General features: G+C 72.2%; 9 protein-coding genes. 3 read left to right on the forward strand and 6 right to left on the reverse strand.

Annotation, left to right across the window (positions count from 1 at the left end; genetic code table 11):
* Positions 1-44: 44 nt before the first annotated feature.
* Entirely contained in the window at positions 45-3,857 is a 3,813-nt protein-coding gene (locus OHA91_RS31760) for an nSTAND1 domain-containing NTPase (RefSeq protein WP_328740482.1), read from the reverse strand.
* A 147-nt stretch (positions 3,858-4,004) separates the two neighbouring features.
* Complete coding sequence (locus OHA91_RS31765) at positions 4,005-4,367, reverse strand: hypothetical protein (RefSeq protein WP_328740483.1); 363 nt, start codon at positions 4,365-4,367, stop codon at positions 4,005-4,007.
* 323 nt (positions 4,368-4,690) lie between these two features.
* On the opposite strand from OHA91_RS31765, the gene OHA91_RS31770 reads away from it, so the two are divergent.
* Both OHA91_RS31770 and OHA91_RS31775 read left to right on the forward strand, forming a co-directional pair.
* Positions 4,691-5,734: a right-handed parallel beta-helix repeat-containing protein gene (locus OHA91_RS31770; RefSeq protein ID WP_037632225.1), complete on the forward strand. Its 1,044-nt coding sequence runs from the start codon at positions 4,691-4,693 to the stop codon at positions 5,732-5,734.
* Between the two features lie 35 nt (positions 5,735-5,769).
* A complete protein-coding gene (locus OHA91_RS31775) occupies positions 5,770-6,858 on the forward strand; it encodes a methyltransferase (protein ID WP_266503379.1) in 1,089 nt (362 codons plus the stop codon).
* Between the two features lie 99 nt (positions 6,859-6,957).
* Here the strand turns inward: OHA91_RS31775 and OHA91_RS31780 are convergent, their stop codons facing one another.
* Both OHA91_RS31780 and OHA91_RS31785 read right to left on the reverse strand, forming a co-directional pair.
* Entirely contained in the window at positions 6,958-7,215 is a 258-nt protein-coding gene (locus tag OHA91_RS31780) for an acyl carrier protein (protein WP_031150094.1), read from the reverse strand.
* Positions 7,216-7,228: 13 nt separating this feature from the next.
* On the reverse strand, positions 7,229-8,413 hold the full coding sequence (locus OHA91_RS31785) for a SchA/CurD-like domain-containing protein (RefSeq protein WP_328740484.1): 1,185 nt from the start codon (positions 8,411-8,413) through the stop codon (positions 7,229-7,231).
* A gap of 102 nt (positions 8,414-8,515) precedes the next feature.
* On the opposite strand from OHA91_RS31785, the gene OHA91_RS31790 reads away from it, so the two are divergent.
* Positions 8,516-10,231, forward strand: coding sequence for an FAD-dependent oxidoreductase (locus OHA91_RS31790; protein WP_456293589.1), 1,716 nt, complete (start codon positions 8,516-8,518; stop codon positions 10,229-10,231).
* Positions 10,232-10,595: 364 nt separating this feature from the next.
* Here the strand turns inward: OHA91_RS31790 and OHA91_RS31795 are convergent, their stop codons facing one another.
* Positions 10,596-11,111: a hypothetical protein gene (locus tag OHA91_RS31795; RefSeq protein WP_031150100.1), complete on the reverse strand. Its 516-nt coding sequence runs from the start codon at positions 11,109-11,111 to the stop codon at positions 10,596-10,598.
* Positions 11,112-11,125: 14 nt separating this feature from the next.
* Entirely contained in the window at positions 11,126-13,003 is a 1,878-nt protein-coding gene (locus tag OHA91_RS31800; RefSeq protein WP_245240084.1) for an amidase domain-containing protein, read from the reverse strand.
* Positions 13,004-13,167: the final 164 nt, after the last annotated feature.

Below are 13,167 nucleotides of genomic sequence, written 5' to 3' on the forward strand. Positions count from 1 at the left end.
AACACCCCGGAGCGGAGGCCGGCGGGCGCTGCGGGCATCGCGGCCTACCCTCCGCCCTGCCCTGCCCGCAGCCGGTCGATCGCCGCGAGCCTGGCCCCCACGTCCAGGTCCCACAGCCGTACGGTGCCGTCCGTGCTGCTGCTCGCCACCGTCCCCCCGTCGGGGGCGAAGGCGACGCCCCACACCGCGTTGGTGTGCCCGGAGAGCGCCGCCAGCGTGCGCCGTCCGGCCACGTCCCACAGCCGTACCGTGCGGTCGTTGCCGCTGCTCGCCAGCGTGCGGCCGTCGGGGGAGAAGGCGATGCCCCGGGCCGACCCGGTGTGGCCGGACAGGGCCGCCTCGAAGCGGTGGCGCCGCGCGTCCCACAGCCGTACGGTCCCGTCGTTGCCGCTGGTGGCGAGCGTGCGCCCGTCGGGGCTGAAGGCCACGCCCCGGACCGCGCCCGTATGGCCGGTGAGGGCGGCGAGCGGGCGCCGTCCCGCCACGTCCCACAGACGGACCGTCAGGTCGTCACCGGCGCTCGCCAGGGTGCGTCCGTCGGGGCTGAACGCCACGTCGTTGGCGAAGTCCGTGTGCCCGCTGAGCGTGGCGATCCGGCGGCGCGAGGCGACGTCCCACAGCCGGACCGTCCCGTCCGATCCGGCCGAGGCCAGCGTCCGCCCGTCCGGCGCGAAGTCCACCGCGAACACGGTCCCGCCCTGGCCGGCCAGCGTGGCCGACGGGGTCCCCGCCGCGATGTCCCACAGCCGTACCGTGCCGTCGGAGCCCGCCGAGGCCAGCGTCCGCCCGTCCGGCGCGAAGTCCACCGCGAACACCGTCTCGCTGTGCCCCTCGAAGGAGGCCACGACCCGGCGCCCCGCCACGTCCCACAGCCGGACCGTGTGATCCGCCTCCGCCGTGGCCAACAGTTTCCCGTCCGGGCTGTACGCGGCGTGCCAGACCTCCGTGAACGGCCGCGAGGCCAGCACCGCGCCCCGCAGGTCCCACAGCACCACCGACTGGTCGAACCCGGCGGTGGCCAGCATCGCGCCCCGGCTGTCCACGGCCACCCCGAGCACGTAGTCGGTGTGCCCGGCGAGCGTCGCCGTCAGCCGGCCGCCGGCCACGTCCCACATCCGGGTGGCGCCGTCACCGCCCGCGCTGACCACCGTCGTGCCGTCCGGTGTGAAGGCGACGCCGTTGACGTCGTCGCTGTGCCCGGTCAGCACGGCCGTCGTCCGGCGCCCGGCCACGTCCCACAGCCGTACGGTCCGGTCCACGCCCCCCGTGGCGACCGTACGGCCGTCCGGGGCGAACGCCGCCCCCAGCACCTCGTCGGTGTGGCCGGACAGGACGGCGAGCGGACGCGCCTGCGCCGGATCCCACAGCCGTACGGTCCGGTCGGCGCCCGCCGAGACGAGCGTCCGGCCGTCCGCGGCGAAGGACAGGGCGTTGACCCGCCCGGCGTGCCCGGCCAGGGACGCGACCTCGCCGTACTCCCCGGTGGTCTCCCACAACCGGACCGTCCCGTCCGGGCAGCCGGTCGCCACGCTCCGCCCGTCCGGCGCGAAGGCCACGGCCCGCGAGCCCGCCGTGCTCGCCGGGAGCACCGCCCTCGTCCGGCCGTCGGCGGTGTCCCAGAGCCGCGCGGGGCCGTCCGTGGAGGCCGCCGCGAGGATCCGGCCGTCCGGGCTCACGGCGACCGAGCGGACCCGCCCGGGCAGCGTGAAGGTAGCGGTCGTGCGCCGGTCGGACACCCGACGCAGGGTCACGGTGCCGTCGGAACTGCCCGTCGCCAGCATGCCGTTGTCCGGCCCGAAGGCCACCGCGTTGACCGGCCCGCCGTGCCCGCCCAGCCGGGTGACGAAGGGCTGCGCCTGCGTGCTCAGCAGCGCCCCGCGCGCCTCGCTCGTCCCCGCGGTCCGGTACGCGTCCCCGGCGAGCAGCATCGAAGCCTCCGGCTGGCCCCCTGCCAGCGCCGCCGACTGCAGGGCGAGCGCCCGCGAACGGGCGATCCGCTCCTGGCCGAGCGCCCCCGAGCGCTGCTGGTACGCGAGCCCGCCGGCGCCCACGGCCAGGACCAGCAGGACGACCAGTGTGGCCAGCATCCGCTGGCGCAGCCGCGCCTGGCGGGCGGCCTGCCGCTCCCGCCCCTCCTGCGCCGCCAGGCTCTCCCGGAGGAAGGCCGCCTCCCCGGGAGCGAGGCGGCTCCTGCCGTCGAGTTCGTCCGCCCAGGAGCGGGCGGTGTCCAGCCGGGTCCCCCGGTGGAGCGCCGACGGATCGCGGCCCTCGCGCTCCCACTCGGCCGCGGCGTGGGCCAGTTGCTGGTGGATCAGGAGCCCCGCCCGGTCGGCGCTGATCCAGCCGCGCAGCCGCGGCCAGGCGTGCAGCAGGGCCTCGTGGGTGATCTCCACGGTGTCGCTGTCCATGGTGATCAGGCGGGCCCGTACGAAGGTGTCGAGCGCGGCCGCGGCAGGGCCCGCGTCGGCCAGTTGCTCCATGAGGGCCGTCCGGCTCATCCGGCGCCGCGTGGCGCCCGTACCCTCGGCGACGTGCACCAGCCGTACCAGGATGCGCCGGAGCGTGTTCTGCTCGGCGGGGTAGAGGCGGGCGAACACCTCCTCGGCGGTCCGGGCGACGGCCCCCTGGATGCCGCCGGTGCGCTCGTACCCGGCGACGGTCAGGGTGGCGCCCTCGCGCTGGCGCCAGGTGGCCATCAGCGCGTGGGAGACCAGGGGCAGCGCGCCGGAGGGCGTCGTCCCGCCCGGTGTGTCGTCGCGCAGTCCCACGTCGCGCAGCAGCAGGGGGACCAGCCCCGGTTCGAGGCCGAGACCCGCGAGCCGCGCCGGGCGGGTGATCGACTCCCGCAGTTCCTCGGGCGTCATCGGCGCCAGGACGAACAGCCCGCCCGTGAAGACCGGGGCCAGCTCCGGCAGGTCCAGGCAGTTTCCGGTGAAGTCGGCCCGTACACCGAGCACCACGACGGCCGGATCGCACGGGGTGGGCGCCGGACCGGGGACGGCGAGCGCACACAGCACCCGTACGAACGCGCGCCGCTCGTCCTCGTCGGCGCAGAGGGTGAACAGCTCCTCGAACTGGTCGACGAGCAGTACCGCGCGCAGGGGCGGCGGCCGCAGGTCCGGGGCGGCCGCCGGGTCCGGCTCCGCCAGCCGGTGGACCGCTTCGAGCAGGGCGTACGGGTGCTCCCGCAACTCCCGTGCGGTGACGCCGAGATCGCCGCCCAGCACCTTCGCGGCCCGGCCGAGCAGTTCGTCCAGCGGGTGCGCGGTCGGGGTGAACCTGACCACCGGCCAGCTGTCGGCGCCCGGCATCGGGAAGCCGCCGCCGCGCAGGGCCGGTACGAGGCCGGCGTTCAGCAGGGAGGACTTGCCGGCGCCCGACGGGGCGACGAGCACCAGCGGCCCGGTGCCGATCCGCTCGAAGACCCGTTCGGCCAGCTCGGCGGTGGCCCGCTCCCGACCGAAGAACCACCGGGCGTCCCGCGCGGTGAAGGCGGGCAGGCCGCGGTAGGGGCATTCGCCCTCGGCCCGCGGCCCGACCACGCCGACGGTGTCGCCGAGCGCGGCATCGCCCTCGGGGGCCTCCGTCTCCCTGGCCATCCGCAGCAGTTCACCCCCTGCCCGCAGTACGTCGTCGCAGCGCCGCGCGACGTCGACGGTGACGCGCTTCGAGCCGGTCTCGATCTTGCTGAGATAGCCCTTGCTGTAGTGCGTCTCGCGCGCGAGGTCCGCGAGGGACAGCCCGCGTTGCAACCGCAGACGTCTCAGCTGGGCAGGGAAGGGCCGTGCGGTGTCGTCGGACTCCCGCAAGTGGTCGGTCTTCCGCCGGCGGTCCGGATCCCCCAAAACATCCCCCATGGCGTGCGCGCCCAGGCAGCGAGGTGGTGCTGCCCAGGCTACCGCCAGGGGCGGCCGGAGAACTGGATCCTCCGGCCGGTATGACGAGAACAGGAATGTCCGGAGCCGTTGCGCGCGGCGGCTCCGGAAGCCCTCCTCGCCGGGGTGCTACGGGTTGAGGCGGATCGAGTTGATCGGCGTGAGGTCGGCGTACACACCGGTCTTGGAGGCGATGGCGCGGCCGCAGCCCGTGCCGTTGGAGCCGGTGCACAGGTTTGCGGTCGCACCGCCGTACTGATTGTTGAGCACCCAGTGGTTGCCGAACTGGTTGGTGAGGTTGTGGGCCCCGTACCTGTAGAAGACGTGGGACGGCTTGACGGCCGGGTTCTGGTTCTGAGGGTAGATGCAGACCGCGCCGTCGGGGCATCCCGCCCAGGCGTCGACCGGCTTGGCCTCCACCGAAGCGCTGAGCGCGACCACGGCGACGACGGAGGTGGCGAGAGCGGCGGCGCCGCGGAACAGCTTGCGCATGGTTTCCCCTTGCGGTTCGTGCCTCGTGTTGACGGCTCCAGACTTGCTCCGCCGGGGCGGCCGGTCGACGGGTTGCCCGTTGCCCCTTCCGAGGGCGACCGGGAAACAGGTCATGACCTGCGCCGTCGCCGACCGGAGGGCAACGGCGCCCGGCGGACCGCGCCACCGGTATGACGATCCACTCTCCGGGCGTCAAAATGCGGCCGTTTGCCCACGGCATGCGTCGATACGCTCACCCGGTGTGGCGATATGTCGCAATCGCCCATAACTTCTGCATTGTGACGAACCGACAACTCAAGTCCCTCACGTGCATCGCCGTCGTCATGGCCGCCGGTTTCGGCGTGTTCGCGCCACCCGCATCCGCGGCCGGACACCGAGTGCACCCGGGCGACTCGATCCAGGACGCGGTGGATTCCGCGCGGCCGGGCGACATCATCACCGTGATGCCCGGCACCTACTACGAGAACGTGCTGATCACGAAGAGGCTGACCCTGCGCGGCTGGGGCGAGCGGACGGTGATCAAGCCGCCGGCCGCGAAGACGCTGCCCGCCACGCCGAAGACGTCCGCACGCGCCGACCTCGCCTGCTCCCAGGCCGACACCGGCATCTGCGTCATGGGGACCGAGGAGCGGCCCGTCACCGGTGTCGAGATCCGCGGACTCACCGTCTCGGGCTTCAAGCGGAACGGCATCTGGGCCTCGTGGACCGACCGGCTGAGCGTCGAGCGCGTGATCTCCGAGAACAACAGCACCTGGGGCATCGCCCAGGAACGCTCCACCCGCGGGTTCTTCCGCGACAACATCGCCCGCGACAACGCCGAGTCGGGCATCTTCATCGCCAACACGGTCGCGCGCGAGGGCGGCGCCACCGACACCCGGGGCGCCGTGATCCGGGGCAACAGGCTGACCGGCAACCGGATCGGCGTCACCGTCAGGCGCGTGCGCAACCTCACCGTCAGCGGCAACACCCTCACCGGAAACTGCGGCGGCGTCTTCGTCGTCGGCGACGAGGGCGAGCCCGGCGCCGGGGACCTGAGCATCCGCGGCAACCGCATCCACGCGAACAACAAGTTCTGCAAGGGCAACAGCCGCCTCCCCGACATCCAGGGCGTCGGCGTCGTCCTCACCGGCGCCGAAGAGACGATCGTGCGTTCGAACTCCATCCGCGGCAACGTCGGATCCTCCCCGCTGTCGGGCGGCATCCTGCTGTTCAAGAGCTTCGTGGGCGCGACGAACACCGACAACGTCATCGAGGACAACGTGGTGAGGGACAACCTGCCGGCCGACCTGGCCAACCAGGGAGCCGGGTCGGGCAACCGGTTCCTCAACAACCGGTGCGACACCTCCGTGCCGACCGGCATGTGCTGACCCGTGTTCCCCCTCATCAGGAGAATCGAGGCCGTATGACCACGGTGAGTTCCACCCCCGCCCCCACCCCCGCGCCCGTTCCCGCCCCGAACGCTGGCCCCCCGCACACGCCCCCGCCCGCCATGCGCCTGCGGGAGCTCGCCTTCGGTGCGGCCGTCGCCGCCGCCGTACGGGCCGCGGCACGCCTCAAGGTCGCCGACGCCCTCGGGGAGTCGCCCGCCACCCCCGCCGAGCTCGCGGCCGCGGTGCACGCCGAGCCGAAGCCCCTGCAACGGCTGCTCCGCGCCCTGTCCTGCTACGGGATCTTCGCCGAGACCGAGGACGGGAGCTTCGTCCACACCGAGATGTCGCGGCTGCTGCGCGAGGACGACCCGCACAGCCTGCGCTACATCTCCCTGTGGTGCACGGAACCCTGGACCTGGCAGGCGTGGCCGCGCCTCGACGACGCCGTCAGCACCGGCGACGGCGCGAGCATCTTCCACGACCTGTTCGGCAAGGGGTTCTTCGACTACCTGCACGAGGACGCCCACGAGTCGGCGCACGTCTTCAACCGCGCCATGACCACCTCCAGCGTGCAGTCGGCGCTGGAGGTCGCGGACCTCCTCGACCTCACCGGCGTCTCGGTGGTCGCGGACATCGGCGGCGGCCAGGGCCACGTGCTGGCCAGCCTGCTGGAGAAGCACCCGACCGTACGGGGGCACCTGCTCGACCTGCCCGGCGTGGTCGCCAAGGCCGATCCCCGGCTGCGCGACGGCGGCCCCCTCGCCGACCGGACCGGCATCGTCCCCGGCGACTGCCGCGAGGCCGTCCCGGTCGAGGCCGATCTCTACGTCATCAAGAACATCCTCGAATGGGACGACGAGAGCACCCGCAGGTGCCTGCGCAACGTCCTCGCCGCGGCCCGCCCCGGAGCCAGGGTCGTCGTCATCGAGAACCTGGTCGACGACACGCCGTCGATGCGGTTCACCACGGCGATGGACCTGATGCTGCTGCTCAACGTCGGCGGTGCGAAGCACACCAAGGAGAGCCTCTGCACCCGGCTGGCGGACGCCGGACTGGTGCTCGGCGACATCCGACCCGTCAACGCGTACCTGCACGCCTTCGAGTGCACCGTGCCCGGGTGATCCCGGCCGGCACGCGCCACGACGCCCCGGGCCGGCGGTCGGCCGGTCCCGGGGCGTCGTCATGCGTGCCGGGCGGCGGCACCTGTCCGCCCGTACGCGTCAGGTTCCGGCCGTCAGGGCGTTGTTGACGAGGTCGAGGAACTCGCGCGGCGACTTGCACTGGTCCGCACCGGCGGGGAGGGACCGGCCGTGCCGGTTCTCCAGCTCGCCGACGATGCCGAGCAGCCCCAGGGAGTCGAGCCCCCACTCGTCGAACTGCGAGTCGGGCCGGCTCGCCATCACGGCGGGGTCCACGGTGATGCCCGCACCCTTCTTCATCAGCGCGGCCAGCTCTTCCACGGTCAGTCGGTCGGTCATGGCGGGCTTCTCCTCAGGCTCGGTCCGGCGAACGCCGGTCGGTGATCAGGCGCATCTCAGAGCGCTCGAGGAAGCGTGAGATCTCCTGGTGGGTGGTGGGGACGCCGTCCTTGGCGCTGTCGAGCAGCCGCGCGAGCACCGCCGCCTTGTGGCCGCCCTCGACGCCGAGCGTCAGAGCCGGCCGGGCGTCGTGCGGCCCGCGCAGGTCGAGGAGACGGACCACGACGTCGTCGCGCTGGAAGACGGTGCTCGCCTCGATGGGGCTCGCCGCGTCGTCCACGGCCGCCTCGTCCTGTGCGGCGAGCAGCCGGGCCAGTTCCATGCCGCACCCCTTCTTGGCGGGGTAGAACAGCGCGTGCCGTGCGAGCTCCGGGCCCGCGCCGCCGCCGGCCGCCACGTGGTGCACCGCCGGGAGGGCCGCACGGGTGAAGAACGTCCTGGCCGAACCGGGGTCGCTGAGATCGCGGTCCTGCTCCAGGTACGGGTTGATGGCCTCCTCCAGTGCCCTGACCTCGGGCTGCAGCGCCACGTGGCGCAGCGCCGCGAGCAGGTCGCCCTCGACCTCGACGGCCCGCACGACCCGGTTGCCGTGCATGAAGAGCGAGGTCCGGCGCAGCCGGGTGTGCTCGTCGACCTGCGCCTGCGGGGACGCGTACCCGCTCAGCAGTTCCGCCACGACCGCCTCGCTGCCCGGCTTGACGGTGAAGGTCAGGGCGTGGCGGACGACGCCGTCGCCGCGCCGCGGGGCGACCTGGAGGCGGCCCCTGGACCGCTCCGGGCCGTCCGCGGAAGCGGAGCCGAAGGCGGGGCCGGCGGACACGTCGGGGGAGAAGGCCGCGGCGGCAGGACCGTGGTCCTGGCCGGTCTCCCGCAGCACGCTGAACCTCAGCGAGCGGGTGTCCCGTACGCAGCCGTGCAACGGCTGGACCGACGCGACGTGCTCCTCGCTGTTGACCCAGGCCAAGAACCGCGGTGCGCTCTCCCACTCACTGGTGATCAGCCACTGCGACGGATTCTCGATCGACTGGCACAGCTCGTCCCGGATGTGCCCGGGAACCGAGGAGACCTGCTTGTGGAGGTCCTCGTAGACCTCCAGGAACTGGTTCTGTGCACCGTCGTACAGATCCAGCAGCAGCACGACCCGAAGTCGCGAGTCGTCGAAGGCGGACTGGGATATCCGTTCCGACAAGGTTGTCATCGTTCACACTCCTTCGAGACCACACGGTCGCCACGGGGCGGCGCCACCCGAACCGATCGTGGTCCGATAGCCCCGTCGGCGCGAGAGGAGAGAACCAAGCGGGTGAACGACCGAGGGAACCGCCCTCGTACAGGGCATGGAAGAGCCATGAAGGAAAACGTCGACCACCGCGTCCCGGTCCTCATCGTGGGCGGCTCGCTGGTGGGCCTGTGCACCTCGCTGTTCCTCGGCCGTCATGGCATCACGCACATGCTGGTCGAGAAGCACGCGGGAACCTCGCTGCACCCGCGTGGACGCGGTATCAACGTACGCACGATGGAGCTGTTCCGGGTCGCCGAGGTCGAGGACCGGATCCGCGAGGCCGCCTCGGTCCTGGCGGACAACCACGGCATCCTCCAGGGCGGCTCGCTGACCGGTGACGACCAGGAGTGGCTCTTCGAACAGATCGACCCGGGTGGCGCACTGGCGCGGTTCAGCCCCTCGACCTGGTGCCTGTGCAGCCAGAACGACATCGAGCCGGTCCTCATGTCCGTGACCCCCACGCTCGGGGCGGACCTGCGGTTCTCCACCGAACTGCTCTCCTTCGAACAGGACGAGAGCGGGGTCACCGCGATCGTCAAGAACCGCGAGACCGGCGAGCACAGCACGGTGCGCGCCGACTACCTGGTCGCCGCCGACGGGCCGCGCAGCCCCGTGCGCGAACAGCTCCGCATCGGCCAGAGCGGTCCCGGCGACCTGTTCCACAACGTGAGCATCACCTTCCGGTCCCGCATGCTCGCGGACGTGATCGGCGACCGGCGGTTCATCGTGTGCTACCTGACCAAGCCCGACGCCGACGGGGCCCTGCTGCCCGTCGACAACCGCGAGCGGTGGGTCTTCCACGCCCCGTGGCACCCCGACCGGGGCGAAACCCTGGAGGACTTCACCGACGAACGCTGCGTCGAGCACATCCGGCGGGCCGTCGGCGCGCCCGACCTGGACGTCGAGATCACCGGGAAGGCGCCGTGGCACGCGGCCGAACGCGTCGCCCAGCGGTACGTGGCCGGCCGGGTCTTCCTCGCCGGCGACTCCGCCCACGAGATGTCGCCCACCGGGGCGTTCGGCTCCAACACGGGCATCCAGGACGCGCACAACCTCGCCTGGAAGCTTGCCGCGGTGCTGGACGGCGCCGCGGGCCCCGGGCTGCTGGAGACGTACGAGGCCGAGCGGCTCCCGGTGGCGCGGGCGACGAGCGAGCGGGCCTCGGCCCGTTCGGCCGAGCACAGCCACCCGGGGTACGAGCCGGAGCCCGAGTCCGTCCCCGAGTCCGTCCCCGAGGCGCCCGCGCGCGGCGGCGGCCGGCAGAACGGGGTCCTCTCCGTGGCCATGGGGTACCGGTACGCCCAGGGTGCGGTGGTGGGAGCCGACCCGGACCTGCCGGTCGTGCCCGAGCGGATGCGGCTGTGCGGGGACCCGGGCTCGCGCGCCCCGCACCTGTGGCTGCGCGACCCGGTGGAGGGGCGGCGCAAGTCCACGGTCGACCTCTACGAGCGGTCCTTCGTCCTGCTCAGCTCCGAGGGCACGCCGTGGAGCGGAGCGGCGGGATCGGTCGCCAAGCGGATGAACGTCCGCCTGGACGCCTACGCGATCGGCACCGGCGCGGAGGCGGACCTGATCCCGGAGGACGGCGGCGACTGGGCCGAGACGCACGGCACCACCCCGGCCGGGGCGGTCCTGGTCCGCCCGGACGGCTTCGTGGCCTGGCGCTCGGTGGAGGCGGTGGCGGACCCTGAATCGGTCCTCTACAAGGTCCTCACCACGGTGCTGGACCGCTACTGACGCCCGCGGAAATCCGCGGGACGGCGCCCTTTGCTGACCGGTGTCGTGCGGGTAGAGCACGACGGTCCGGCGGTAGGAGCCCTCGTCGTAGGACTCCGCGGTGACCTTCCCGCCGGCGCCCTTACGGAAGGCGGCAATCCAGTTCTCGGCGGTCCTCTCGGTCGTGGCTGCACCTGGGGCTCGGTCCTGAGCTGCCGGAGAACGAGCGACGTCGGCCTCACGGGGACCGTGGCCAGGGCGGCGATCTCTACAGGAACAGGATGCCTCCAGGTGAGTGTGGTGCGAGTGGTCGATGCAGTGCGAAGGGCGCCGTCCTGGGGGTGACCCACGGGACGGCGCCCCTTGCGAAGCGACTTCGGTCAGGTCAGCGCGGCGTCTTCGAGCCAAGGGCTCCGGGTGTCTTCGGGAGCCAGTCGAGGGAGCCCGCTGCCTCCTTCGGATCCGGTTCGCGCATGTGCACGCGCCAGCCGTCCTCGCCGGTCCTGCCCGTGAGCTGGACCAGGAACGCCTTGGTCTGGGCCGTGTCGTGGAAGTACACCACGACGGTCTGGCGCACCGACCCCTCGTCGTAGAACTCGGCGGTCACCTTGCCGCCGGCCCCCTTGCCGAAGGACTGGACCCAGTTCTGTGCGGTCTTGCGGGTCTCGTCCTTCGCCTCATCGCCGTAGGCGGCGAGCGCTTCCAGCTCGCCGGCCTTCCCGTCGGCGATCCGCCAGATCAGCTTCTGGGTGATCTGCAGGGAATCGGAGGTGGGATAGCCGACCACGCCCAGCGGTTCGTGGTTGCCGTAGTCGGTCGCGTACTGCAGCCGGTCCTCGTCGGGGGAGGCACACCCCGTGAGACCGCCCCACGCCAGAACGGCCACCAGGGCTGCGCGCACCGCCGGAGCAGACCTCACCTGGTCCCTCTCGGGCGGATCGCGACGATTGAGGCGATCGGCTTGGCAGCGCCCTTGTGGCGGGCGATGGCGTCGTCCAGGGTGGTCCGGTCGGGTCCACCGTGCTGTGCCATGTGGATGCGCCCCCCATAGTTGGCGGTGACGACGGCGGCGTGGTCGTAGACGGGGTCGCCCCGGTACTGGAAGAAGAGTATGTCGCCCTTGCGGATGTCGTAGACGTTGTTGATGTAGTAGCCGCCACGGTATCCAACCAGATGACGCTCCAGGTTGTTGGCCCCCGCCCATGTCCAGCTGGCCTTCACCGGCCAGCTGGACCAGCCAGAGTTCTTGAACCAGGCGCTGTTGCTCCTGTACCACCCGGACCGCATCTTCAGCCCGCCACCGTAGTAGAGGGCCTTGGAGACGAAGTTGGTGCAGTCGTAGTAGTAGTCCCTCTTGATGCCGACGTTGTTGTAGGCCCAGCTGCCGGTTCCCAGGCCGTTGACCCACGACGCCGGGGCGAAGGAGGCCGTGCGGACGCCGCCGGCGGGTGCTTCGCCGACGGGGAAACCGTCCTCGCCGAGCGTGAGCGCCCCGGTGCCGTCGGCCGGCGGCTCTGCGGCGTCCGCGGATGTGGCGAGCACCTGGGTGGCCGCGGTCGCCGTCGCCGACAGGGTCTGGCCCGCCTGAGCGTCGTCGGACTCGCTCTGGAGCTTGACGGTGTCACCGGACACGGAGAACAGGTACCGCTTGCTGTTCTGACTCTCGGACACCTGGTCGACGCCATCGATCCGGACCGTCGTCGTTTCCGAGACGGTGGTGCGCAGCAGCAGGCGTCCGGACGCCGCGTCGGTACCCGTCACCGTCTCGGTGAGAGCCGTGGAGATCCCCGCGTAGGCCATGTTCCTGGTGGCCAAGGCCTCACGTGCGCTGACCAGGCTGGCCTCCTGCGTGCCCAGCAGATCACCGAAGACCGCTCCGTGCGGGGATTCGGCGGCTGCATCGGCGGCGGTCAGGCTCGCGCCGATGGTGATCTTGTTGCGTGCGTTGAGGTACGCCTGGACGTAGTCCTGGAAGCGCGTGGCTCCGCCGGCCACCGACGCACCGTGAACCAGTGCGGATCGTGAGACGGGGCCGCTGCCGACGGCGTTCTTCGCCGTCACCGCGACCCGGTAGGAGGTGGCGTTGTCCAGCCCGGAGAAGACGGCACGCGGTGCCGAGCCCTCCCACGTGCCGACCACGGTGCCGTCGCTCTTCTCGGCCTTGGCCACGTAAGTGATGTCATGGGTCGCACCCCCGTCGAGGGGAGCGTTCCAGGTGGCGACCAGGCTGGTGTCACCCGGGGTGGACACCATGTCGCTGACGGCGCCCGGGGCGGTCGGCGGCAGGTACTCGACGGTCAGCTTGGGACGTTGGGCGGGGTCCGCCGCGGCACCCGAGCGGTAGGCCGCCGCGGCGGCCGTGCCGGAAACGGTGAGGGCCGCACCCTCGTTGCCGCCGCGATCGGTCCAGGACTGCACCAGCGGGCCGAAGTCGATTTCGGCCAGAGCGGTATCGGCTATGTATGTGTCCTCGCCCGCGGCGGTGAGGAGGTCCTTGCCACTCTGCGCCGGGGTCCACGGCGTGGACAGTTCGTACACGGCCGGCTTCTGTGCCACGCACTGCGTGGTGCAGTCGGACCTGGTCAGCGACAGCTTGGCAGAGGTGACCCGCGCCCCCTTCGGCAGAGCCGAGAGATCTGCCTTCAAGTGGGTGGCCCACAGGTGGCCGTCGACCGTACCGATCCGCAGTTCGCCGGCCGGCGGTGTGGCACAGCCCGGTGTGTCGCAGTCGGTGGCGGTCGACACGCTCGTGACCGCCGTGTCGGTGAGGGCCAGGGTCTGCGTAGCGGGCATGGGGGGCAGCGGCTGGAGGCGGACCGTCAGGCTCTGCTCGGCCGACCAGGGGGAGCAGCCCACAGGGGTACAGGCGCGTACGGACCAGCGGTAGGTTGCACCGTCAGCCAGCTTTCCCTCCGGGATCTGGATTGCGGCGCGGCCACCGCTCACCTGTGAGACGG

Origin of the sequence: Streptomyces erythrochromogenes (assembly GCF_036170895.1) — a bacterium.
GTDB classification, from domain to species: domain Bacteria; phylum Actinomycetota; class Actinomycetes; order Streptomycetales; family Streptomycetaceae; genus Streptomyces; species Streptomyces erythrochromogenes.